The 23721-nt window shown below is 70.6% G+C and carries 14 protein-coding genes, 6 pseudogenes and 1 riboswitch; of the genes and pseudogenes, 13 read left to right on the top strand and 7 right to left on the bottom strand.

Going from position 1 to position 23721, the window contains the following annotated elements; genetic code table 11:
* Window positions 1-7: 7 nt before the first annotated feature.
* A complete protein-coding gene (locus tag QEG98_RS05540) occupies window positions 8-1405 on the top strand; it encodes a chloride channel protein (protein WP_316566000.1) in 1398 nt (465 codons plus the stop codon).
* Window positions 1406-1480: 75 nt separating this feature from the next.
* Here QEG98_RS05540 and QEG98_RS05535 read toward each other — a convergent pair whose 3' ends face one another.
* From QEG98_RS05535 to QEG98_RS05520, 4 genes and pseudogenes are all read right to left on the bottom strand, one after another.
* Window positions 1481-2620 (bottom strand): MbnH family di-heme enzyme, encoded by a 1140-nt coding sequence (locus tag QEG98_RS05535; protein WP_316565999.1) that lies wholly within the window; start codon window positions 2618-2620, stop codon window positions 1481-1483.
* 12 nt (window positions 2621-2632) lie between these two features.
* Window positions 2633-3490, bottom strand: coding sequence for an MbnP family copper-binding protein (locus tag QEG98_RS05530; RefSeq protein WP_316565998.1), 858 nt, complete (start codon window positions 3488-3490; stop codon window positions 2633-2635).
* A 114-nt stretch (window positions 3491-3604) separates the two neighbouring features.
* On the bottom strand, window positions 3605-4528 hold the full coding sequence (locus QEG98_RS05525) for a GIY-YIG nuclease family protein (protein ID WP_316565997.1): 924 nt from the start codon (window positions 4526-4528) through the stop codon (window positions 3605-3607).
* A gap of 167 nt (window positions 4529-4695) precedes the next feature.
* Window positions 4696-4878, bottom strand: a pseudogene (locus tag QEG98_RS05520) (RNA polymerase subunit sigma-70); the annotation flags it as partial.
* A 113-nt stretch (window positions 4879-4991) separates the two neighbouring features.
* Window positions 4992-5114: riboswitch (SAM-I-IV-variant riboswitch) on the top strand.
* Window positions 5115-5414: 300 nt separating this feature from the next.
* Between QEG98_RS05520 and QEG98_RS05515 the strand changes: the two are divergent.
* The 10 genes and pseudogenes from QEG98_RS05515 to QEG98_RS05465 all read left to right on the top strand — a co-directional run.
* Window positions 5415-6266 (top strand): annotated as a pseudogene (locus QEG98_RS05515) (aspartate kinase); the annotation flags it as partial.
* Window positions 6267-6465: 199 nt separating this feature from the next.
* Window positions 6466-7602, top strand: a pseudogene (locus QEG98_RS05510) (ACT domain-containing protein); the annotation flags it as partial.
* A gap of 19 nt (window positions 7603-7621) precedes the next feature.
* Entirely contained in the window at window positions 7622-7906 is a 285-nt protein-coding gene (locus tag QEG98_RS05505; protein WP_316567831.1) for a hypothetical protein, read from the top strand.
* Between the two features lie 24 nt (window positions 7907-7930).
* Window positions 7931-9030: pseudogene (locus QEG98_RS05495) on the top strand (aminotransferase class I/II-fold pyridoxal phosphate-dependent enzyme).
* Window positions 8969-10099, top strand: a complete 1131-nt coding sequence (locus tag QEG98_RS05490; RefSeq protein WP_316565996.1) for a PLP-dependent aspartate aminotransferase family protein — start codon at window positions 8969-8971, stop codon at window positions 10097-10099. Before QEG98_RS05495 ends, QEG98_RS05490 begins: the two are co-directional and overlap by 62 nt.
* 340 nt (window positions 10100-10439) lie before the next feature.
* Entirely contained in the window at window positions 10440-11432 is a 993-nt protein-coding gene (locus QEG98_RS05485; RefSeq protein ID WP_316565995.1) for a methionine ABC transporter ATP-binding protein, read from the top strand.
* Window positions 11425-12096 (top strand): methionine ABC transporter permease, encoded by a 672-nt coding sequence (locus QEG98_RS05480; RefSeq protein ID WP_141588278.1) that lies wholly within the window; start codon window positions 11425-11427, stop codon window positions 12094-12096. Before QEG98_RS05485 ends, QEG98_RS05480 begins: the two co-directional genes overlap by 8 nt.
* A 39-nt stretch (window positions 12097-12135) precedes the next feature.
* A complete protein-coding gene (locus QEG98_RS05475; protein WP_316565994.1) occupies window positions 12136-12969 on the top strand; it encodes a MetQ/NlpA family ABC transporter substrate-binding protein in 834 nt (277 codons plus the stop codon).
* Window positions 12970-13067: 98 nt separating this feature from the next.
* A complete protein-coding gene (locus tag QEG98_RS05470; protein ID WP_316565993.1) occupies window positions 13068-14003 on the top strand; it encodes an MBL fold metallo-hydrolase in 936 nt (311 codons plus the stop codon).
* A 31-nt stretch (window positions 14004-14034) separates the two neighbouring features.
* Window positions 14035-15810 (top strand): M14 family metallopeptidase, encoded by a 1776-nt coding sequence (locus QEG98_RS05465; protein ID WP_316565992.1) that lies wholly within the window; start codon window positions 14035-14037, stop codon window positions 15808-15810.
* Window positions 15811-15926: 116 nt separating this feature from the next.
* Here QEG98_RS05465 and cglD read toward each other — a convergent pair.
* Window positions 15927-19318: pseudogene (cglD, locus tag QEG98_RS05460) on the bottom strand (adventurous gliding motility lipoprotein CglD).
* Window positions 19319-19534: 216 nt separating this feature from the next.
* Between cglD and QEG98_RS05455 the strand changes: the two are divergent.
* A pseudogene (locus QEG98_RS05455) lies at window positions 19535-20361 on the top strand (TIGR02266 family protein).
* Window positions 20362-20366: 5 nt separating this feature from the next.
* Window positions 20367-21290, top strand: a complete 924-nt coding sequence (locus tag QEG98_RS05450) for a serine/threonine-protein kinase (RefSeq protein ID WP_090485289.1) — start codon at window positions 20367-20369, stop codon at window positions 21288-21290.
* A gap of 15 nt (window positions 21291-21305) precedes the next feature.
* On the opposite strand, the gene QEG98_RS05445 is transcribed toward QEG98_RS05450, so the two are convergent.
* Together QEG98_RS05445 and QEG98_RS05440 are read right to left on the bottom strand one after the other, a co-directional pair.
* Complete coding sequence (locus tag QEG98_RS05445; RefSeq protein WP_316565990.1) at window positions 21306-22802, bottom strand: SbcC/MukB-like Walker B domain-containing protein; 1497 nt, start codon at window positions 22800-22802, stop codon at window positions 21306-21308.
* 585 nt (window positions 22803-23387) lie between these two features.
* A complete protein-coding gene (locus tag QEG98_RS05440; RefSeq protein ID WP_316565989.1) occupies window positions 23388-23717 on the bottom strand; it encodes a hypothetical protein in 330 nt (109 codons plus the stop codon).
* Window positions 23718-23721 lie beyond the last annotated feature (4 nt).

Here is a 23721-nt window from a genome sequence, read left to right as displayed (position 1 = left end):
TCGCTCCATGGCTGGCCGTCGAGAGCCCCTGGACGAAGAGCAGAGTGCCCTTCACGACTCATGGGACACGGTGCTGCGCACGGTGGGCCGGGTCGTCCTGGGCACGGTGCTCATCTGGGGGGTGTGCTCGGCGTTGCGGTATGGCGTCCATGCCACCAGTGACACGCTGCTGGCGTTCGCGTCGGGGCGGAGCCTCTGGTGGGCGCCGCTGGTGCTCGCGGGCGTGCTGCTGCTGGGCGGACTGCTGCGAGGACTGCTCAACCGCCGGCCCGGCTGGAGCGACGTGGCCTCGGATGGGGTGAATGTCGCGCTCTTCAACTACCACATCACCTACGAGGACCCGGCGGACGACCCGCGCCCTCGCTACTCACGGCCCGCCATCCGGCTCGCCCTGCGCAAAGCGGTGGCCACGTTGCTCACGCTGGGCACCGGCGCGTCGGGCGGGCTGGAGGGGCCGGTGGTGCTGGTGGGCGAGTCCCTGGGCGCGGGCGTGGCCCGCTTCACCCGTGCCCGCTCCGAGCACACGCTGCGCACCTGCCAACTGGCGGGCATCGCCGCGGCGGTGGGAACGCTGCTCAACGCGCCGTTCGCCGCCGCGCTCTTCGCGCTCGAGGTCGTCTACGGCAACCGCATTGTCTACCGGAAGCTGGCGTACTGCCTGCTGGCGGGAATCATCGCGTACGCGCTCAACAACCGCTTCCTCGGCTTCAAGCCCATCTTCGTGGCGCCGCCGCACCCGCACACGTACACGCTGGGGGAGTACGGCCTCACCGCGCTGGTGGCCGTGGCAGTGTCCGCGCCCGTCGCGCTGCTGTTCGGCCTGACCATGAAGCACACGCGCCAGGTGGTAGAGCGCGTCAGCCCGGTACTGCGCGGTGCCATGGGGGCGCTGTGCACCGTCCTGGTGGCCGGAGGGCTCTACTACGGCGCGGGCATGGACTTCCGGCACGTGCTGGGCATGGGCGAGTACACCATCGCCCAGCTGTTGGCGGATGCCCCGGGGCCGCTGTCGCTGTGGTGGTACCTGCTGCTCATCGTGGGTGGGAAGCTGCTCACCACGGGCTTCACGGTGCAGTCAGGTGGCTCGGCGGGCATGCTCATCCCCAGCATGGTGCTGGGCGGCGTGTCGGGCGCGGCCACGGCGCAGATGCTCGCGTCGGTGACGGGCACGGGGCCGGCGGACGTGACGGTGTTCGTGGTCGTGGGCATCGCCTCCGCGCTGGTCGCGGTGGTCGGTGTGCCACTGGCGGCCATTGCCCTGGTGCTGGAGGTGTTCGGCTCCGCGTATGGCCCGCCCGCCGTCCTCGCCTGCTGCGTCACCTACGTGCTGACGCTGCGGCTGTCCGTCTACAACGAGCAGCGCCGCGAGGAGGCGGTGGCGGTGGAACCTGTCGCGAATGCGTGATCAACGCGTTCATGACGGACGGCTCGCGACCCTGGAAGACGTCCTGGAGCACTACCGCCGTGAGCCCAGCGGTCCTCACGGCACGGTGGACGGGTCCGAGAAGCGCGGGTCCGTCAGGAACTCCGTGTCGGTGAGCGACTCGAGGAACGCCAAGACGTCTTCCTTCTCCTCCGCGGTCAGCGTGAAGCCTCTCACGAAGCCACTCTGCAGCGGACTGGCCTCGCCGCCGCTCACCATCCGCGCGTGTCCTCCCGCGGCGTAGTGGTCCAGCACGTCCGACAGCGTGGCCAGACTGCCGTCATGCATGTACGGCCCGGTGACGGCCACGTTGCGCAGGGACGGCGCGCGGAAGCGGCCCATGTCCTCGGGACGGCCCGTCAGCTCGATGAGGCCCGGGTCCTTCGCCGGGTACGCGCCCTGGCCGTCCTCGTTGTAGAGGCCCGTGTTGTGGAAGGGCAGGATGGGCTCGACCGTCGTCTCGTGCACCGTGGCGTCCTGGAAGTTGAAGCCGGAGTGGCAGTGGTCACACTCCAGCCGCTCCGAGAAGAACAACTCCATGCCCCGCTTCTGCTGCCGCGTCATGGCCTCCACTTCATTGCCATACACATAGCGGTCATACGCGGAGTTGCCGGAGATGAGGGTGCGCTGGAACGACGCCAGCGCCCGCGTCAACGTGGCCACGGACACGGGCTCCGCGGCCTCCGGAAACGCGCGCTGGAACTCCGCCTCCAGCCCCGGGACCGCGCGCAGCCGGCCGAGCAACTCCTCTTCCCTGTCGCCGAAGCCCAATTCCACCGGCTCCTTGCCGAACAAGGGCGCCAACGCCTGCGCCTCCAGCGTCGTGAGCGAGGGATTCGCCCAGGTGAGACTCGTGGCATAGGCGACGTTGGCCAGCCCCTGGGAGTTGCGGCGGTGCGTCTCGCCCGTGCTGCCCTGCGACGTCACCAGGGGCTCGGTGAAGGCTCGCGCCGGGTCATGGCAGGACGCGCAGGACTGCGTCTCGTTCCGTGACAGGCGCACGTCGAAGAAGAGCCTCCGGCCCAGCTGCACCTTCTCCTCCGTCATCGGATTGTCCGCGGGCACTCGCGGCGTGGGAAACCCCGTGGGCAGCTTCCACACGTAGCGCTCCGCCTCGCTGTCCTTGCTGCCACAGCCAGCGCCCAGCCAGGCCAGCACCACCAGCACCCCTGCTCGTCTTCCCACGCGCCACACCATGACGTCCCCCTCCTACTCCGCCTTGATGAATGACTGAGGCCCCGGTGCCATCTCCTGGCTCCGGTGCGTCAGCCCCATCCGGCCGAACATGGGCGCGCAGTCCGGGTCCGCCTGCTGCGACATACACCCCACGGAGGTGTTGGGCACCTCCGCGTTCTCGTCCAGGTTCGAGCCTGAGAAGAGCGCCCCCAAATCCAGCACCACCTTGCCAGACGCCAGGTCGAACGAGTCCAGAGCCACCTCCGGACGGTTGCCGAACGTACATCCCGCGGTGCCGTTCGTCCGGCCCTCCGGCGGCGGTGCACAGTCCGTGCTCCCCAGGTGCATGACGTGCCCTTCGGGAAGTCCCGTCGTCCGGCCCTCGATGCGCGTGAAGAGATAGCCCGAGCGCCAGCTCCAGTAGAGGCTCGTGTCGTTCAGCGGCGAGGGCGCCGTGGACACGTCGAGGTGGTTCTGCGTCTCCGGCACGCCCAGCTTGAAGCACAGGCCGGTGTAGACACCCTCGGGCGCCGTGCCGGTGATGCGCAGGTTCGTCGCCTCCGTGCCGTTGGTGCACAGGCCCGTCTTGTCCGCGAAGTCGAGCAGCGCCGTGCCTTGTGTCTGCCACCGCCCGTCCTGCTCGAGCTTCAGTGGCACCTCAGCGCCCTCGGCCGTGACGAGCCGGACATCGTGAAGGTACACGCGCAGGTCCATGGGCTCGTACGTCGTCCCCGTTGTCCCCACCCCGGTGTAGCTGCGGCCACATGCGAAGGGCTCGCTGCCCACCCGGGCCTCGAAGGGGATGACGACTTCCATACCGTCGCCACAGCCCAGGACGCCCAGCAGCGCGAAGGGAAACAGACGGACGGCACGACGATGAGCGGACACCATGGCGGACTCCCTTGGAATGGAGTCTCCGCGTAACGCAATCCCGACGGGTGGAGAACGTGGCAAGTTGCCACAGGCCGCTGTACTTGCCCCATGGAAGGAAACAGGCGGCCCACCTCAGCCGCCTTGCACGTTGTAGCCCGCCTCGCCGTAAGGCTTGAGCCGGTCCAACCAGAGCGCCTCCAGCACCTTCAGCTCCTCCTCCGGCGCCACCACGGGCTCGTCGGAAGGCTTCAGCACGTCGAGCACCTCGAAGGTGAACTGCTCCGCCCCGTAGCGCTTCCAGTCCTCCAGCAGCGTGGGCAGGCGGTCCATGCCCGTGGACAGCTCGAAGCGGATGCGATTGAGCATGCCCTGGACGTTGGCGCTCGCGCCCACCAACACCTTGCCATTGGCGAGGCAGCGCACGGCGTACACGCCCATGGGAGGCGGTGCTTCCCGGTAGGAACGCTTCAGTTCGGAGCGGCGGGAGCCAGCGGACATGGGAGACCTCGTGTCTGGGGAAGTTGAAGCGTGGGAAGGCGAATGCAGGGCGAAGCGCTGAGCGAGCCGGGCCTGCGCGGCCCCATCCTTCGGCGCCATCCAGTCGCGGCCCATGAGCGACCAGTCCGCGTCCGCGGGGTCGACGCCGAGCGCCTCGACGAGGCTGGCCTCGCAGACGAAGAACTGCTCACGGAACGGAAAGAGGAAGCCGCCCTGCGTCCGCAGGGAGTCAGCGGCCTCCGCATAGGAAGAGAACCAGCGGTTGAGGTGGGAGCCGCCCACGGGGGCGAGCAGGTGCTCGAAGTCGAGCTCACGCACCTGCTTCAGCTCACCCCAGGTGGCGTGCCCCTGCTCACGCGCGATGACGGTCAGCGCATGCTTGCGCTGCACCGTCTCCTTGCGCGCGAGCACCTCGCCCAAGGGCAGTCCCGCGAAGCCGGGCAGGACGCGCAGCCGCTCCGCTGCCCGGGCCGCGCGCGACGCATCCGCCGAGGCCAGCTCCTTGAGCAGGAGCGACGCGCGGACCTTGCATTCGTGGAGGGTGACGACGGTTCGCATGAAAAGTCCCTTGGCGTCGGCCCTCACCCGTTCGTGGGCCGTGGAAGGAACTCATCTGGAACTGTCGAACGGCGGAGAGAAGCGAGGGTGACGTCGTCTTTTCGGGCAGGCGCCCCTCGGCACCTGGGTGGGAGTTAACGAAGCGGACCGTCCCGGTGCAAGCGCTTTCAGACGTCCGTCGAGCCAGGCGCCAAGGCCTCGCCTGCCCGGTGGGATGGCTTGCAAGAGCAGTCCAGGCATCCGTGCGCGGCGCAGCTGCCGCAGCTTCGCTCCAGTTGCTTCTTCAACGCCTGGCGGGCCCGGTGGAGCCGCACGCCCGCGTTGTTCGCGGTGATGCCCGCCTCGCGCGCCATGCCCCGGGCACCGGGCATTCCCGCCAAACCCTGACGTGAATGGAAGATGCCGTGACGGAAGTGAAACCACACGAGGCATTGACAGACACCCGGGTCCACGCTTATTTCGTGCGCAGCATCAAGAGCGGCCGCCGCCTCGCGCGGTGGCCCGACAACCTGGAGTCGGACCTCCAAGGTGTCCAAACGATGCGGTTCGAGGAGCAGGGGCTCCCCGAGCAATCCAAGCGTCCGAAGCCGGAGGGCTCCCTCCCGCTTCGGTGAGAGAGGACCTCCGTGGTTCCATCCACCTGCTCCGCACCCGCACCGTTGACCGCCGCGCCCGTATTGCCCGTGCTTCGCCGCGCGCGCGTCACGCATCGAATGCGCTGGCCCGGCGGCACGCACTAGTCCGCCAGGGCTCCAACTCCAACCCCTTCATTCTTCCCTCCGTGGGCGCTCGCGCGCCGCGTCTGGCTGGCGTGTGTCCGGCACAGGGCGCCGCGTCTGCCCTTCCCTTTCGAATCAGGGCCCGCCGGCCCCCTCGAGGTTCTTCGATGAGCAGCACGTCCCTGCAGGTGATGAAGTTCGGTGGCACGTCCGTGGGCTCGCCCACGCGGCTCCGCCAGGTGGTGGAGCTGATTGGCAAGCACGCGCGGCAAGGCCCGCTGGCAGTGGTCGTCTCCGCGATGGGCGACACCACGGACTGGCTGCTGGACGCGGCCCGCCTCGCCACCGAGGGTGACCTGGAAGGCGCGCTCGCGGTGGCCACGCGCATCGCCGACCTCGCGAAGGCCAACGCCGCGGCGCTGGCGCCCGGACAAGCCACCGCGCTGGCCGAGCGTGCCGACGGGCTCCTCGCGCCGCTGCGTCAGCTGCTCCATGGCGTCTCACTCACGCGAGAGTGCTCCGCCCCCACGAGAGACCGGGTGCTGTCGTTCGGTGAGCTGGTGTCCGCCACGCTGCTGGCGGAGCTGCTCACGGCCCATGGCACGTCCGCCACCTTCCGTGACGCGCGCCAGCTCCTGGTGACGGATGACCGCTTCGGCGCGGCGCGGGTGGACCTGGTTCGGACGCGGGAGCGACTCCAAGCTGCCCGGGAGACGTGGGGCGTCGAGGTGCCCGTGCTCCCTGGCTTCATCGCCGCCACGCCGGATGGACGCACCACCACGCTGGGCCGCAACGGCTCCGACTACACCGCAGCGCTGGTGGCCCAGGGCCTGGGCGCGTCGGAAGTCACGGTGTGGACGGACGTGCTCGGCCTGCACACCGCCGACCCGGAGCTGGTCACGGACGCCTACCCCGTGGCGCACCTCACCCACGGCGAGGGCCTGGAGCTGGCGGCGGTGGGCGCCCGCATGCTGCACCCGCGCACGATGATTCCGCTCATCGAGTCCGGAATCTCCCTGCGCATCCGCAACACCATGGAGCCGGAGCACCCGGGCACGCTCATCGACGCCATCGGTTCGCGCGACGGCCAGCGTCCCGCCTGCATCGCGACGCGCGAGGACCTGGCGCTGCTCGGCATCGAGGTGCGCAAGCTGTCCGACCAGTTCCAACTGGGGGCGCGTGCTGGCCGCGCTGCGAGAAGCGCGCGTCACGGTGTGGATGACCGCGCAGTCCGCCAATGGCCAGTCACTGGCCGTCGTCGTGCCTCGCCCCGACGCGGAGCACGCGCGGGCCGTGCTCGCCGCCGAGCTGGCGCAGGAGCTGTCACGCCGCGAAGTGGAACCGCTGGAGGTCCGCCAGCCGGTGACGCTGCTGACGCTGGTGGCGGAGACCATGGGCCACGGCGTCAACGTGGCCGGGCGCTTCTTCAGCGCGCTGGGCGCGGTGGGCGTCAACGTGCGCGCCAGCGCCCAGGGTGCCAGCTCCCGCTCCCTTTCGTGCGTCGTCGACGCGGCGGACACCGCCGTCGCCGCGCGCACCACGCACGCGGCCTTCAACCTGGCCCATCAGCAGGTGAGCCTCTTCGTCCTCGGCCGAGGCACGGTGGGCGGGCAACTGCTGGCCCAGCTGCGCGCCCAGCAGGCGCTGCTCCGGGACAGGCACGGCATCGCGCTGCGCGTCGTGGGGCTGGCGGACAGCAAGCGCGCGCTCTTCGACGCGGCGGGGCTCACGCTCGACGGCGTGGAGGCGCGGCTCGAAGGCGTGACGCCCGAAGCGCCCCAGGCGCGCACCCTGGTCCCCTTGTTGGACGCGCTCCGGCGGCTGCCCGTCCCCATCCTGGTCGACTGCACCGCCGCGGGCGGGCTGGAGGCGCTCTACACGGAGGCCTTCCAGCGCGGCATCCACGTGGTGGCGGCCAACAAGAAGCCGCTGGCGCTGCCGTGGGAGGCCCGCGAAGCGCTGGTGGACACGGCGCGCCGCAACCACGTCGCGTACCACTACGAGACGACGGTGGCGTCCAGCCTGCCCGTCATCGACACGCTGGCGAACCTGGTGCGCACCGGTGACACCGTTCGCCTCATCACCGCGTCCCTGTCCGGCAGCCTGGGCTTCATCTGCAACGAACTGACGGCCGGCGTGCCCCTGTCCCGGGCCGTCCGTACCGCCCGGGAGCGCGGCTTCACGGAGCCGGACCCTCGCGAGGACCTGAGCGGCACGGACGTCGCGCGCAAGGCGCTCATCCTCGCTCGGGAGCTGGGCCTGCCGCTCTCCCTGTCGGACGTGGCGCTGGAGCCCTTCGTCGCCACGGACGAGTGCGCCAGCGTGGACTCGTTCTTCCAGGTGCTCGCCACGCAGGACACCGCCTACGCGGAGCGTGTGGCCCGCTGCCGCCACGCCGGCACCGTGCTGCGCTACGGCACGCATCGACCCATCGAAGGCGGGCACGGGCAGTCCCGTCGTCCGCGTGGGCCCCGTCGGCGTCGAAGCGGGCCACCCCGCGGCGGACCTCCGCGGCTCCGAGTCCTTCGTCTCCTTCACCACCACCCGCCACAGCGACTTCCCGCTCACCGTCCGGGGCGCGGGCGCGGGCGGCGCCGTCACCGCGTCCGGCGTGCTGGCGGACATCCTCCGCATCTCCCAGACGCTGCGCGGTCGCTGAGCGCGCCACCGAAAGGGTCCTCTCATGAAACTCGCCACCGCTCTCGTCCACGCCGGCGTGCGCCGCGACCCCACCACCGGCGCGGTCGCCGTCCCCATCTACCAATCCGCCACCTTCCAGCACCCCGCGCTCGGGCAGTCCACCGGCTACGACTACTCGCGCACGCGAAACCCCACCCGCTCCGCGCTGGAGGATGCGCTGGCGCACCTGGAGGGGGCAGCCGGGGCCTGGCCTTCAGCTCCGGCATGGCGGCGCTGCACTGTGCCCTCCAGCTCTTCGGCCCGGAGGACCACGTCCTCCTCACCGAGGACCTCTACGGCGGCACCTACCGGCTGGTCGACCGCATCCTCCACGTCCCCTGCACCTTCGTGGACACCTCCCGGCCTGGCGCCGTGCGGGACGCGCTGCGCCCCAACACCCGCGCCATCGTCGTGGAGACGCCCACCAATCCAATGATGCGCACCGCCGACCTCTCCGAACTGGCGGCCATTGCCCGCAAGGCCGGGGTGCTGCTCATCGTCGACAACACCTTCCTCACGCCGTGGCTCCAGCGCCCGCTGGAGCTGGGCGCGGACATCGTCGTGCACAGCGCGACGAAGTACCTGGCCGGACACAACGACGTCGTCGCGGGCGCGCTGGTCGTCAAAGACGCCGCGCTGGGCGAGCGGCTCGCGTACCTCCAGAACGGCATCGGGGCGATTCTTGGTCCGCAGGACGCGTACCTGGTGATTCGCGGCCTGAAGACGCTGGCCCTGCGCATGGAGCGGCATCAGGCCAACGCGCGGGAAGTGGCGGCGTGGCTGCGCGCCCACCCGGGCGTGGAGCGCGTCTTCTATCCCGGCGTGGGCGGGATGCTGTCCTTCACCGTCGCCCACGCGGCCCTGGTGCCCCAGGTGCTCGCGTCCGTGCAGTTGTGTCTCTTCGCCGAATCGCTCGGCGGCGTGGAGACGCTCATCACCTACCCCACCACGCAGACCCACGCTGACATCCCCGCCGAGCGCCGGGAGGCGCTGGGCATCTCCGACCGGCTGCTCCGGCTCTCCGTAGGAATCGAGGACTCCCATGACATCATCGCCGACCTGGCCCACGCGCTTCGCGACCCGTCTGCTGCACACGGGGCATGAGCAGGACCCCGTCACGGGCGCCGCCGCTGTCCCCATCTACCAGGTGTCCATGTTCGACCAGCCGGGTCTGGAGACGCCCGGCGAGTTCGACTACGCGCGCTCCGGCAATCCCACGCGCAAGGCCCTGGAGGGCGTGCTCGCTGCACTGGACGAAGGCCACGCGGCCTTTGCCTTCGGCTCTGGCATGGCCGCCGTGTCCAGCGTGCTGATGCTCTTCAGCGCGGGAGACCACGTCGTGGTGACGGATGACTGTTACGGCGGCACCTACCGGGTGCTCACGCGCGTCTTCAGCCGCTTCGGCCTGCAGGCCACCTTCGTGGACACCAGCGACCCGGACGCCGTGCGCGCAGCCCTCCGTCCCAACACGCGGGCGCTGCTGGTGGAGAGCGTGAGCAATCCCTTCCTCAAGCGCACCGACATCCCCGCGATGGCGCGGGTGGCCCAGGCGCATGGGGCGCTGCTCATCGTGGACAACACGTTCCTGTCCCCGGCCCTCTCGCGTCCGCTGACCGAGGGCGCGGACATCGTCATCCACTCCGCCACCAAGTACCTCGGCGGCCACAGTGACGTCGTCGCCGGGGCGGTGGTGGTGAAGACGCCCGCGCTCGCGCAGGAGCTCGGCTTCCTCCAGAACGCGGTGGGTGCGGTGCTGGGCCCCCAGGACTGCTTCCTCCTCCAGCGGGGCATCAAGACGCTGCAGGTCCGCCTGGAGCGACAGGTGCGCACGGCGGGAGCCCTGGCGAAGTGGCTCACCGAGCGGCCGGAGGTGCGGCGGGTCTTCTATCCCGGCACGGGCGCGGTGGTGTCGTTCCGGCTGGCCCAGGACACGCTGGCGGCGCCCTTCGTGGAATCGCTCCAGCTCCCCCTGCTGGGCGTGTCGCTGGGCGCGGTGGAGAGCATCATCACCGTCCCTGCGCGGCACTCCCACGCCTCCGTCCCCGTCGCCGAGCGGGAGCGCCGAGGCATCACCGACGGACTCATCCGCTTCTCGGTGGGACTGGAGGACCTGGAGGACCTGCAAGAGGACTTCGTGCGGGCATTCACGCAGGCAGACCGCGCGGCGGCATAGGCCGTCAGGTTGACATGGCGCGGCGGCTCCATTACCTGTCTGTGCCGATGCTCGCTGGTTGCGCCATGTTCGGATTCTGTCGCGGAGGCATGTGTTGTCATGCCCCCACGGGTCCGTCCGTTCGCGCGCGCTGAGCCTCCCTCACGAAACGAACCGACGTTCCTCCCGGCCCGGCCCGTTGCCTGCTTCGTCCAGGCACGGGCTGTCCTTCGCGCACCTCGTGCGAGCCCCCGTCCCACCTTCGCAGTCCCCAGGAGCAGTCCATGCGCGGCACCCCGGACACGAATGAGCAGCGGCCCCCTGGGCCCGCGCGAGCCACGCCCAGCCGGAGCGCCACGCCGTGATTGCGTTTCGCGGAGTCAGCAAGGTCTACACGGCGGGCGGGCGGGAGGTCGCGGCGCTGAGGAACGTGTCGCTCCGGGTGGAGGCCGGTGAAATCCACGGCGTGCTGGGACAGAGCGGCGCCGGTAAATCCACGCTCATCCGCTGCGCCAACCTCCTGGAGCGCCCCACCGAGGGCTCCGTCTCCGTCGACGGACAGGACTTGCTGGCCCTCAGTCCGGAGGCACTGCGCAAGGCACGCCAGGGCATCGGGATGATCTTCCAGCACTTCAACCTCTTCGGCTCGAAGACGGTGGCGGCGAATGTCGCGTACCCGCTGGAAGTGGCGGGCGCCTCACGCCAGGCCATCCGCGAGCGCGTGGAGGAGCTGCTGTCGCTCGTGGGACTGTCCGACAAGGCGCAGGCCTACCCCTCGCAGCTCTCCGGCGGACAGAAGCAGCGGGTGGGCATCGCGCGGGCGCTGGCGCCCCGGCCTCGCGTCCTGCTTTCCGACGAGGCCACCTCCGCGCTGGACCCGGAGACGACGCGCTCGGTGCTGGGGCTGCTGCGTGACATCAACCAGAAGCTCGGCGTGACGCTGCTCCTCATCACCCACCAGATGGACGTGGTGAAGGCCATCTGCGACTCGGCGTCGGTGCTGGAGCGGGGGCGGCTCGTGGAGCAGGGCAAGGTGACGGAGCTGCTCGCCCATCCCAGCACCCGGCTGCATCAACTGTGCTTTCCGGCCTTCGCACCGCCGACGGACGCCCCCTCGGGCCTCCGCGTGGCGCTGACGCTCGCGGGCGAGCACGCCCGGCGGCCCCTCCTGGGCACCCTGGCGCGCCAGTTCGACGTGGACGCCCTGCTGGTGGAAGGCGCCATGGAGCGCGTGGGCAACACCCGCGTGGGGAGGCTCCTCGTCGACCTCCAGGGTTCCGCCGATGCCGTGAGCCAGGCACTCGCCTACCTGCGCGAGCAGGGACTGACGCTCGAGGAGGCCGCACATGGATAGCCAGCTTCCGCGCCTGCTGGGCGTGGCCACCGGTGAGACGCTCTACATGACGTCCGTGGCCGCGGCGCTCGTCCTCCTCGCGGGGCTGCCCTTGGGCGTGCTGCTGGTCGTCACGGACCGGGGTGGCCTGTGGGAACGTCCGGCGCTGAACCGGGTGCTGGGCACGCTCGTCAACGTGGGCCGCTCCGTGCCGTTCATCATCCTCATGGTGGCCATCGTCCCGCTCACCCGCCTGCTGGTGGGCACCACCATCGGCACCACCGCCGCCATCGTTCCCCTGGTCGTGGCGGCCATTCCCTTCATGGGCCGCGTCGTCGAGCAGAGCCTCCGCGAAGTGGACGCCGGGCTGGTGGAGGCCGCCATCGCCATGGGCTCCACCCACCGCCGCATCGTCTTCCACGTCCTCATTCCGGAGGCGCTGCCGTCGCTCGTGCGCGGCACCGCGCTCGTCATCATCAGCCTGCTGGGTTACAGCGCCATGGCGGGCGCGGTGGGCGGCGGCGGCCTGGGCGACCTCGCGGTGAAGTACGGCTACATGCGCTTCCGCACCGACGTCATGTTGGGCTGCCTGGTGGTGTTGCTGGTGCTGGTGCAGCTCGTCCAATGGCTGGGTGACGCGCTGGCCTCCCGCTTCGACCACACCGGCGCGCGCTCGTCGCGCTGACGCGCCCTCTCCTCCCCGTTGTCCCTGGAGTCTTCCGACATGAAGTCCCCCTCTCGTTCCCTGCTCACCCCGCTGCTGCTCTCCGTGACGCTGCTGCTCACGGCCTGCCAGAAGCAGGAGGCGTCCTCGGGCGAGTCTTCCGGCATCCGCACGTTGAAGGTCGGCGTCAACCCGGTGCCCCACGGAGACATTCTCCGCGCCGCCGCCGCAGTGGCCCTGCGCGAGGGCGTGCGCGTCGACGTGGTGGAGTTCACCGACTACGTCCAGCCGAACATCGCGCTCTCTGACAAACAGCTCGACGCCAACTACTTCCAGCACGTGCCCTACCTGGAGCGCTTCGCTGGAGACAGGAAGCTCGCGTTGACGAGCGCCGGCCCGGTGCACCTGGAGCCCCTGGCGCTCTACTCCACGAAGTTCCGTCAGCTCGCGGAGCTTCCGGAGGGCGCACAGGTGACGTTGCCCGCCGACCCCAGCAACCTGGCGCGGGCGCTGCGCCTGCTCGAAGCCCAGGGCCTGCTGCGCCTGCGCGAGGACGCGGGCGCCACGGCGACGGTGCGGGACGTGGTGGGCAACCCGCGCAAGCTCGACCTGCGGGAGATTGATGCGGAGCAGCAGCCCCGCACGCTGGAGGACGTGGCCGCCGCCGTCATCAACGGCAACTACTTCCTGGAGGCCCAGAAGCACCTCAAGCTGGACGCGAAGGTGCTGGCCCGCGAGGCCGCGCGGGAGAACCCCTACGCCAACGTGCTCGCCGTGCGACAGGGCGACGAGCAGCGCCCCGAGGTGCGCACGCTGGTGAAGGCGCTCCAGTCCGACGACGTGCGCCGCTACATCGAGTCCACCTACGGCGGCGCGGTGGTGCCCGCCTTCTGACGGATGACACGTCTTCCTTGCGCGCCGTGCCCGGTCCGAGCATGACAGGGGCACGCGCGCGGGGCCCTCCCAGCCTCGCCAGACGAGGGAGCGAGCACATGGCCTTGCGGTTCAAGAACCTCGATGGCAGCGGGCCGCAGCCGTTCAGCAGCATCTTCAAGTGGGCCGTGGCCGACAAGCTCGCCGGCCGCCGCCGCAAGGCCCCGGCCCGCGCCGAGGTCCCCCGCGTGGAGCCCGACCTCGCGCTGCTCGCCACGCCGCCCGCGACGGGAGAAGGCGCGCGGCTGACGTGGCTGGGCCATGCGAGCTGGCTCGTGCAGTTGGACGGACTGTCGCTGCTCATCGACCCGGTGCTGCGCGACGCCATCAGCGGCGTCATCCGGCGCAACGTCCCGCCCGGCGTCCCCCTGGAGAAGCTGCCGCCCATCACCGCCAGCCTCGTCTCCCACAACCACTACGACCACCTGGACCTGCCCACGCTGGAGAAGGTGGGCGCGCCCATCGTCACCGGCCTGGGCCATGCGCCGGTGTTCCGGGGCTCGGGCCTGGGCGTCACGGAGCTGGACTGGTGGCGCTCCACGCAGGTGGGCGCCGTCACGGTGCACTTCGTCCCCTCGCAGCACTGGAGCCGCCGCGGCCTCAACGACGTCAACGAGATGCTCTGGGGCGGCTTCGTCATCGAAGGCTCCAGCGCTCGCGTCTTCCACTCCGGCGACACCGCGTACTTCGAGGGCTTCAAGGAGATTGGCCTGCGCTACCCGAGCATCGACGCCGCGATGCTGCCCATTGGCGCGTATGACCCGGCCTGGTTCATGCGCCGTCAGCACATGAACCCCGAGGAAGCCGTGCAGGCCTTCGAGGACCTGGGCGCCGCGCGCTTCCTGGCCATGCACTGGGGCACCTTCAAGCTCACCGACGAGCCGCTCGACGAGCCGCCCCGCCGCCTGGACGCGGAGTGGACCCGGCGAGGACTGGCGCGTGAGCGCGTCGAAGTGCTGCCGGTAGGTGGAACACTCACCGTGCGCCACGGTTGAAACCCACCAGGGGCTATGTTGTGGGAAGGGCATGCTCCTGCCCACCCTCCTCGCCATGACGCTGCATCAGGCACCGTCGTCCCTCACCACCGTCTCCGAACAGAGCGGCTGGACGCGCACGGGCCGCTACCCGGAAGTGGAGTCCCTCTGCCGCGCCTTCCCCAAGGCGTTCCCCGGCAAGGTCCGCTGCGACACGATTGGCACCACGCCGGAAGGCCGGCCGCTGCTCGCGCTCGTCGCCAGCGCGGATGGCACCCTCACGCCCGCCGCCGCGGCGCGCAAGCAGCGCCCCGTCGTCTTCTTCCAGGGTGGCATCCACTCCGGTGAGATTGACGGCAAGGACGCTGGCTTCTGGCTGCTGCGCGACCTGCTCACCGGGAAGGAGCAGCCCGGCGTCCTCAAGCGCGTCACCGCCGTCTTCGTCCCCGTCTTCAACGTGGACGGCCATGAGCGCTTCGGCCCCAACCACCGTCCCAACCAGAATGGCCCCGAGGAGATGGGCTGGCGCGCCACCGCGCAGAACCTCAACCTCAACCGCGACTACGCCAAGGCGGAGGCCCCTGAGATGGTGGCCCTGCTGAAGTACCTCCACGCGTGGGACCCGCTCGTCTACGCCGACCTGCACGCCACCAACGGCGCCAAGTTCGAGCATGACGTGTCCGTGGGCATCGAGCCGCAGAAGTCCGGACCGGCCGCGCTGCGCGAGCTGGGCGTGAAGCTGCGCGAGGAGCTCTTCACCGAGCTGGAGTCCCAGCAGCACCTGCCCGTGCCCTTCTACCCGTCCTTCATCGAGGACGATGACCCCAGCTCCGGCTTCGCCTACGGCGTGCCGCCGCCGCGCTTCAGCCATGCCTACTGGGCCGCGCACCGCCGCTTCGGCGTGCTGGTGGAGACGCACTCGTGGAAGCCCTATGCGGAGCGCGTGAAGGCCACGCGGAATATCGTGGCCAGCCTGCTGCGGCTGGTGGCCCGTGACGGCGCCGCCCTGCGCGCGGCGGTGAAGACGGCGGACGCGGCGGACGCGGCCGGCAAGACGCGCGAGGTGGTGCTCGCGTGGAAGAACACGGAGCAGAAGCGGACCATCGACTTCCGGGGCTACGCCTATGAGCGGGGCGCCTCCGACGTGTCCGGCCAGACGTGGATTCGCTACGACGACACGAAGCCCCAGGTCTGGAAGGTGCCCTACTTCGAGGAGATTCAGCCCGCGCTCACCGCCTCGCTGCCCGCGGGTGGCTACCTGGTGCCGCCCGCGCACGCCGCCTGGGTGGAAGCGAAGCTGGCCGCGCACGGCCTGCGCTCGCAGCGCCTCTCCAAGCCCGTGGCCAGCGCGGCGGTGGAAAGCTTCCGCGCCACCGAGGCGAAGTGGAGCATCCAGTCCGTGGAGAACCGGCAGACGCTCAATGTGAAGGGCGCGTGGGAGCCGCAGTCACAGGCGCTCCCCGCGGGCACGCTGTACGTGCCGGTGGCGCAGGAGGGCGTGGAGCTGGTGGCGCACCTGTTTGAGCCCATGGGGCCGGACTCGCTGCTGTCCTGGGGCTTCTTCAACGCCCACTTCGAGCAGAAGGAGTACGTGGAGGACTACGTGCTGGAGCCCTTCGCGCGGGAGCTGCTCGCGAAGGACGCTTCGGTGAAGGCGGAGTGGGAAGCGAAGCTGAAGGACCCGGCCTTCGCCAAGGACGCGCGCGCCCGCCTGCGCTTCTTCTATGAGCGCCACCCGGCCCGCGACGTCCAGCTCCGCGTCTACCCCGTGCTGCGCATCCAGGCCGCGCCCCAGGGGCTGGCGGCGGTGAAGCCCGCGAAGCCGTAGACAGTCTGGCCATGAAATGAAGACGCCCCGGAGCCAGCAGGCCCCGGGGCGTTTTTCATTCAGCCCAGCTGGCTCCGGCCTCCTTCTTCAACGAAGGCCGGAGCGCTTCCGCATCATCAGCCGATGATGCCTTCGCAGGCGCAGTAGCTCTGGTTGCAGACCGCGTTCGGACCGCAGCCGCCGCAGTCCGACTTACAGGCACAGGCGCACGTGTTGGGGTCCGCCTGGTACCGGTCACCGCAGTTCAGCGCGGCCGTGTCACACACGCAGCCGCACGCGTTCGAGTCGAACTTGAAGCCCGGCGCGCAGGTGGCCGACTGGACGCACGAGCACGAGCAGGTGTCCGTGTTGCACGTCTCGTAGGTGCCGCACGTGCCGCCGCAGTCCGGCGCGCAGGTGAAGGCGCACACCGCGGGGTCCGTGTTGCACACCGGCCCGGGTCACCGCCGCCGCCGCAGTCCGCCGGGCACTCGCACTGGTCCGTGGTGCGGTTGCACGTCAGCTTGCCTTCGCAGAAGTCCGGGTCGTTCGGGTCGTGGTACGGGTCCGCCGCGCACGGCGCGGGGATGCCGTTCGGGTTCGTCGTGCGGTCCGTCCAGTAGCGGTAGGACAGCGCCGCCTGGGTGGTCCCCGCGTTCTGCGGGCGGCACCCGCCGTAGAAGGACACCGCGCGGCTGATGCCGTCCACGTCGAAGCCGTGAGTGCGGCTGCGTGGCAGGTCTCCCGGCGTGGGGCACTGCGACATGTTCGTCACCGCGTCCATGGCCACCTTCAGCGAGGCGCCGATGGGCGGCTTCTGCGTCCGGTAACCCACCGACGCGATGACGCTATCGATGATGGCGTTGATGGTGGTGGTGATGGCGTTCGAGTCCCGGATGCTGCCGTACACGCCGCCGGTGGCCTGGATGATGTCCAGGTGCCGCGGGTTCCGGGGGTCTTCCTGGGTCTGGCACCAGGTGCTGGTGTCGTTGGTGGCATTCTCGTGCGGGCAGAGGATGCCGTGCACGTCGATGGGCTGGTTCAGCGGGTTGCGGTTCGTCCCCGAGGTGTTGCCCGTGCCCAGGAAGTACTGGGCGTAGGTGTCGACGGAGTCGGCGGACTGGTCCCGCGTGTCCGTCAGGATGACGACCACGACCTTGGCGCCCGTGCGGAAGCGCGTCTCCGCCGTGCCACCGGATGAGCCCAACAGGTTGATGACGGCGCGAGCCGCATCCAGTGGACGCTCCGTGCCGTTTCCGCTCTGCCCCACCCAGCACTGCGAGTTGGACGAACAGGTGGTGGGCTGGGTCCCCGCGGGGATGGTGACGGTGGTGCACTGGCCGTTGCTGCCGCAGGTGCTGTTCTGCGTCAGCCACGCCCGGAACTGGTTGATGTTCTGCGTGAAGCCACGCAGCAGCCCCGAGTTCGAACCACTGCCATAGGTATAGGTGGTGCTCACCATCGCCAGGCGATAATCCAGCGTCGCGTTGGCCAGCTTGGCCGCCACGGCCGAGGCCGCGTTGGCCAGCGACTGCTGCGACGAGGCCATGGAGCCGCTGTCGTCCACCACGAAGAGGAAGTCCACCACCGCCTGCCGCACGGTGAACTTCTCGCACTGCACCGCGTCCGCGTCACCGAACTGCGCCAGCGCCGAGCCACCCGCCGTGTCCGCCGTCGTGAAGAGGCTGCCCGCCTCGTTGTAACGAGACGTCGGGGTGATGGCCATCACCACCACCACGCTCTGGTCGGAGCGGTGCACGTACTGCGCCTGCATGGTGAAGGGCCCGGTGATGCCGGCCGTGCCCGTCAGCTCTCCCGTGCTTCCGGGCACCAGTGAGCGGGTCAGGGTGTTGGTGAACGTCTTCAGGTCCGCGCCACCCGCCAGGGCGTAGCGCGCCGACAGCGCGGCGTAGCCGTCCCAGGTGGTGAAGGTCTGCTGGAAGTCACGCGTGGCGGTGTTGAACGACGCGGAGCGGATGCCCGCCTCGTCGTTCGTGGGGTTGGACGACGAGCCCACGCGGCCGCGCTTGTACGCAATCAGCGTCACCTGCTTGGTGGCATCCCAGCCGATGATGCCCACCGCGTTGTTGCCATCGCGGATGGTGCGCAGGTTGGCGTCCGTGAAGGTGGAGGGCAGCGCCAGCCGCAGGTCCGCGCCGTTCTCTTCCTTGAAGGTGACGGTGCGCAGGTTGGACGTGCGGCAGGCCTGGCCCGCCGGCGTGGTGGCCGCGCCGTCGGAGGAGTCGTTCGGGTTCAGCTCGCCCGCGTCCACGCGCCCGTTCTGGTTGGCGTCCTCCGCGCCGTCCTGGATGCCGTCACCGTCGCTGTCGGGGTTCGTCGGGGACGTGGTGGTGGTCGGGTCCGCGTCGCCCACGTAGCCACAGTTCTGACGCGGCGCCTGCGCCGTCGTCACACCCAGCTCCAGGCCGTCCAGCAGGCCGTCACCGTCCGTGTCGGGGTTGGTCGGGTCCGTCTCGCCCGGGTCCACGCGGCCGTTACCGTTGGTGTCCTCACCGCGGAAGCCATTGCGGCCCGGGCCGTCCTGGAGACCGTCGCAGTCGGTGTCCGCCTGGCGGGGGTCCGTCTCACCGGCGTCCACGCGGCCGTTGCGGTTCTTGTCCTCGACACCGTCCTGGATGCCGTCGCCATCCGTGTCGGCGTTGTTCGGGTCCGTGCCCGTCGCAACCTCCACCGAGTCCGGGATGCCGTCGAAGTCGGCGTCCGGAATCGACGCGGCACAGTCCGCCACGCGCGGGTCCGTCTCGTTGCCGTCCACGATGCCGTTGCGGTTGACGTCCTCGTCACCGTCGCTGCAGGTGTCGCCGTCCGAATCCGGGGCGAGCGGGTTGGTGCCGGTGCGCGACTCCAGGCCGTCATCCAGGCCGTCGCCATCCGTGTCGCGCTTGCGCGGGTCCGTCTCACCGGGGCTCACCACGCCGTTGCGGTTGGCGTCCTCCGCACCGTCCGACAGGCCGTCACCATCCGAGTCGATGGCGTTCGGGTCCGTCTCGCCCGGGTCCCTCCGGCCGTTGCGGTTGAGGTCCTCCAGGCCGTCCGGGATGCCGTCACCGTCCGTGTCCGCCAGCACCGGCGAGGTGCGCGTGGTCGTGTCCTGGTCACCGGGGAAGTTGCAGCGAGGGTCGGGGCTCGAGGTGCGGCCCACCTCCACGCCGTCGCGGATGCCGTCGCCATCCGTGTCACGCAGGCCGGGGTTCGTCTTCGCGCCGCCGGGATAGATGGTCGCGAACTCCTCCGCGTCCGTCAGGCCGTCACAGTCGGAGTCCTTCGTCGAGTTGTCAGGGTCATCGATATCCGTGGGCACCAAACCCGGGTCTGGGTCCGGATCCACTATCACGCCCGCGTCTTCTTCAAGCGGGCCGGCATCCGTACCGCCGTCCCCGTCGCCACCGGGGCCAGCATCGGTGTTCGGTTGTGGATTGGGGTCAGGGTCTTTCCCACCGCCGCAGCCAGTCAGCAACGACGCTGCCAGCAACGCGCAGGTGAAATACCGCATCAGGGAGTTGCGCATCGTCTTTGACTCCAATGACTCCGACTCCAAGTGGGGGGTGAGTCGAAGCAGACTTCCATAATAGAGAACAACGCGGGAGTTTCCGAGTACCTGTTCCCCTGGGGCAACTCGGAGTCGGGGTCTGGATGATCCCAGTCCAGTGACGTGGCTGGATTGTGCCCAGGCTGTTGGTAAACGGGGTTCGCGGGTTGAGAGGGCTCGGCTATCGTCGCACCCGTGCCCGTCTTCGGTCTTGCGGCATTGTGGAATGGCTCGGCTCCCCCGGAGCGCGTGGCGGCCTGGGTGGAAGGGATTGGCGAGGTGCTCACCTCCGCGCAGTCACTCCAGCTCGTGGTGGCCCTGCGCCCCGAGGAAGCAGGCATTGAATTGAAGGTGGAGGCTCCAGGCTATCCACGCTCCGCCGTGGAGCGGCTCGCGGAGGACGCGAAGCGCAGCGGCGGCACGTTCGTGGAGCTGTGGCGTCTGCCCAAGGCGGAGCGAGATGCCTTTCGCGCGGCGGTCTTCGGGGGCGGCACCCCCTTCCGGGGAGACGAATGCTCCGCCGCGGCGCGGGTGCTTCAGCAGCACCTGACCACGCTGCCCGTCAGCAGCGTGCGTCCCGCGGGGCCCACCGTGGGTGGCGCCGCGGCCTCCGTGCCTCAACCGAGCCCGAAGCCCGTGGAGGCGCCCGCTCCCTCCCCAGCAACCAGCCGCACCAGGTGCTCGTCCGCCCGCCGGAGGGGCCTCAGCGTCGCGGTCGCCGCTTCGCCGTGAAGCTGGAAATGGAGTTCCGGACCGAGTTGGACTTCGTGCGTGAGCACGCCCTCAACATCTCCAACGGCGGCCTCTTCGTGCGCACCGCGCACCGGCCCCTGCCCGACAGCGTCGTCACCGTGGACGTGAAGCTGCCCAACGGCGAACGCTTGCAGGGCGACGCGGTGGTGGTCCACGTGGTGGACGACCCGTACACGGGCGGCGTGGGACTGGCGTTCCTCAACGACGACGCCACCTTCTCCCAGACGCTGGACGACTACCTGGCGAGCCTCGCGGGTGGCGTGGGCTGAACGTGATGGAGAACGTGCGGGAAATCTGGCCTCGCGACCATGGCCGCTTCCAGTTGATGTCCCGGCTGGGACGCGGCGGCATGGCGGAGGTGTTTCTCGCGCGGATGCAGCAGGGCCCACATGCCGGAGCGCAGGTGGCCCTCAAGCGCGTGCGTCCCGAGCGACTGCGAGACGCGGAGGCCCACGAGCAGCTCCTGCACGAAGCCGAGCTCGCCCGCTGCCTGCGCCACCCGTACATCGTCGGCTTCGTGGAGTACGGCGAGCTGCCGGACGGTGGCTACCTGGCGCTGGAGCTGGTGGAGGGCCCCGACCTGGGCCGCGTGCTGGCGCGGTGCCGCCGCCGCCGCATCGAGCTGCCCATCGACATCTCCGTGCTCATCGTCCGGCAGGTGCTGGAGGCCCTGTCGCACGCGCACCATGCCGTCAGCACCACGGGCCGCCCCCTGGGCGTGGTGCACTGCGACGTGTCCCCGCACAACGTGCTGCTGTCCCGCACCGGTGAGGTGAAGCTGGCGGACTTCGGCGTGGCGCGCTCCCGCGCGGGCGCGGTGCAGGACACCCGGCGGCTGGGCAAGCAGCACTACCGCTCCCCGGAGCTGCTCGCGGGCGACGTGTCCGTGGCGGTGGACCTGTGGGCGACGGCGGTGCTGCTCTACGAGCTGCTGGCGCTGGAGTCGCCCTTCCCTTCCGGCCCGGAGGAGCAGGTGGAGTCCTCCATCCGCGGCGGCCGGGTGACGCCCGTGCGCATGCGTGTGCCCGGCGTCCCCGACGCGCTGGCGCTGGTGTTGGATCGCGCGCTGGCGCCCGTCCCTTCGCAGCGCTTCGGCTCCGCGGAGCAGTTCGCCCGGGCCCTGGCGCCGCTGAGCGATGACCGCGTGGCCACGCCCCTGGCCGTGGCCGCGGTGGTGCGCGGACTGATGGAGACCTGAGCCCGCCAGGGGTCGCTACGCCACCTCCTGCTGTCCCATGGAAGGAGGCACCATGCCCGGGTCGCCCTCCACCACCAGCCGGCTGCGCCCGCCGCCCTGCTTCACCACGCGCACCTGCACGCCGATGCGCTCCGCCATGCCGCTGACGTGCGAGATGATGCCCACCTGCCGGCCCGTGGCCTGGAGCGCGTCCAGCGTGGCCAGGGCCACCTCCAGCGTCTCCGGGTCCAGCGTGCCAAAGCCCTCGTCGATGAAGAGCGTCTCCACTTGCGTCGTCTCCGACGAAAGGGACGCCAACCCCAACGCGAGCGCCAGGGACACCAGGAAGCTCTCACCGCCGGACAGGCTGGCCACGCTGCGGACCTCGTCGCCCATGTCCCCGTCCACGATTTGGAGGTCCAGGTCGTGTCCGGGCACGCGCATCAGCCGGTAGCGCCGCGCGAGCTCCCGCAGGTGCGCGTTGGCGTGCAGCAGCAAGGCGTCCAGCGTGAGGCTCTGGGCGAAGACCTTGAAGCGCTTGCCATCGTGCGAGCCGATGAGGTCGCCCAACACCTTCCACACCTCCGCCGCGCGGCGGCCCTCCTCCAGGGCCGCGGCCTCGGTGCCGTGCCGCGCCCGCGCCGTGTCGTCCGCCTCCAGGCGCGCGTGCAGCGCGGCCTCGGCATGACGGCGGGCCTCGACCTCCGCGCGCAGCCGCTCGCATTCGGCGCCCGCGTCCTGCTCGGAGAGCGCCGGAGGTCCTGAGTCCTCGTGCCGCGCGCGACGCTCGCTTCGCTCCGCCAGCACGGCGGTCGCCTGGGCGAGCGCCTCGCGCAGGGCCGACAATGCGCGAGCCTCTGCTTCGCGCCAGGCCGCATCGAAGGCCAGCAGCGTCCGCACCGCCTCCAGCGTGGTCCCACGCTCGGCGAGCAGCGTTGTCAGCGCGGCGCCTTCCGACTCACGCAGGGCCAGCGCCTCCGTCCTGGCGCGCACGGCATCCTCGGCACGCGCGGTGGCGACCTGCGCCGCCTGACGCGCCGCCTCGGCGCGCTCACGTGCCTGCTCGAAGGCCGACTCCGTGGCCTCCAGCCGTGCCTGGAGCTCGGCGCGGACCTCCGCCGTGGGACGGCCGTGCAGCAGGGCCGCGCGTGCGCGGGTCAGCTCGCCGCGCTCCTGCTCCTTGCGCACGGCGAAGGCCTGATGTTCCTCGGCGTGGCGGGTGCTCACCTCCACCAATCCCTGCGCCCGGGCGCGATGACGCTGCTCCTCGGCCTCGCGCTCCTCCGCCTTCAGGCGGGCCTCCTCCTTCCCCTTCCACATCACCACCCGCTCTCCACACTTGCGGCGGAAGGTGGCCGGGTCCTCCTCCAGCTTCCGGTCCCAGCCCACGTCCGCGGTGAAGACGGGTGACACCTCCGCGAGCACCTGCCGCAACGTCTGCTCCGCGGTCTCGAGCCGGGCATGGACGTCCTTGAGCACCGACTCCGCGCGCGACAGCGCCTCCTCCGCCCGGCGCAGCGACTCCGCCGCCACCTCGCGCCGGGTGCGCTGCGTCTCCAGCGCCGCGCGGGCCTCTCGCGCGGTGCGGGCCAGTGACTCGTCGGCCTGCTCGTCGGCCTTCAGCGCCGCCAGCCGCTCCGCGACCTCGGCACGCGCCGCGTCGAGCCACGCTCCCGCCTCGGGCGAGCCCCTGCGGCCGGTGGCGACGCGTCAGCGCCTCCGGCTCGCGCCGACGACCGCGCAGCCTCGGCGCCCCCGTCCACACTGGACATTCGAGCGCTGCCATCAGACTCCGGCACGGAGGTGGTACGGGAGGACACTTCCGCGCCCTCTTCCCGAATGGACTCCAGCCACGAGGCACGCCCCTTCCGCCGGCCTCACCGTGCGCCTCCGCGCGGGCCTCCGCGGACTGCCTGCGCGCCTCCGCCTGTCCGGCGCGCGCATTCGCCGCCGCGCGCCGAGCGCTCGCCGCCACCTCCGCCTGGGTGGCCGCGGTCCGCTCCGTCTCCAACGTCTCCACACGCGAAGCGGCTTCCGCGACCAGCCCCTCGAGCGCGGACACCTCGCGCGCGTAGGGGTGCTCTTCCGCGCCACACAACGGGCACGCCTCACCGTCCTTCAGCAAGGCACGGTGGGACGCATAGCCCTGCGTCGCCTGCGCCAGCGACAGCGAGCGCTGCGCCTCCTTGAGCGCGGCTTCCCCTGCGTCCGCCGGGTCTCCGCCGCGCGCGCTTCCACCGTCGCGGCCTCGACCTCCGCCTTCGCCGCCTTCACCTCCGTGCCCGCCTCGCGAGCCTCGGCCTCATCCGCGACGAGCCCCTCGTGAGCCGTCTTCAAGACCCGCACGGCCTCCTGCCGCGCCAACAGGCGTTCACGCTGCGCCCGCCGCTGCGCGCCCGTCTCCGTCCCCACGGCCGCCTCGGCATGCGTCGCCGCGGCCAGGGCCATCTCC

Source organism: Myxococcus sp. MxC21-1, from assembly GCF_032612255.1.
In the GTDB taxonomy this organism is placed as follows: domain Bacteria; phylum Myxococcota; class Myxococcia; order Myxococcales; family Myxococcaceae; genus Myxococcus; species Myxococcus virescens.
This window is presented reverse-complemented; position numbering and strand designations above follow the sequence as displayed.

Bases quoted from the DNA above. Each gene is read 5' to 3' on its own strand.
- QEG98_RS05475 (WP_316565994.1), top strand. From the start codon at position 12,136: ATGAAGTCCCCCTCTCGTTCCCTGCTCACCCCGCTGCTGCTCTCCGTG.
- QEG98_RS05465 (WP_316565992.1), top strand. From the start codon at position 14,035: ATGCTCCTGCCCACCCTCCTCGCCATGACGCTGCATCAGGCACCGTCG.
- QEG98_RS05525 (WP_316565997.1), bottom strand. From the start codon at position 4,528: ATGCGAACCGTCGTCACCCTCCACGAATGCAAGGTCCGCGCGTCGCTC.
- QEG98_RS05490 (WP_316565996.1), top strand. From the start codon at position 8,969: ATGACATCATCGCCGACCTGGCCCACGCGCTTCGCGACCCGTCTGCTG.
- QEG98_RS05440 (WP_316565989.1), bottom strand. From the start codon at position 23,717: ATGGCCCTGGCCGCGGCGACGCATGCCGAGGCGGCCGTGGGGACGGAG.
- QEG98_RS05450 (WP_090485289.1), top strand. From the start codon at position 20,367: ATGGAGAACGTGCGGGAAATCTGGCCTCGCGACCATGGCCGCTTCCAG.
- QEG98_RS05530 (WP_316565998.1), bottom strand. From the start codon at position 3,490: ATGGTGTCCGCTCATCGTCGTGCCGTCCGTCTGTTTCCCTTCGCGCTG.
- QEG98_RS05535 (WP_316565999.1), bottom strand. From the start codon at position 2,620: ATGGTGTGGCGCGTGGGAAGACGAGCAGGGGTGCTGGTGGTGCTGGCC.
- QEG98_RS05480 (WP_141588278.1), top strand. From the start codon at position 11,425: ATGGATAGCCAGCTTCCGCGCCTGCTGGGCGTGGCCACCGGTGAGACG.
- QEG98_RS05540 (WP_316566000.1), top strand. From the start codon at position 8: ATGGCTGGCCGTCGAGAGCCCCTGGACGAAGAGCAGAGTGCCCTTCAC.
- QEG98_RS05470 (WP_316565993.1), top strand. From the start codon at position 13,068: ATGGCCTTGCGGTTCAAGAACCTCGATGGCAGCGGGCCGCAGCCGTTC.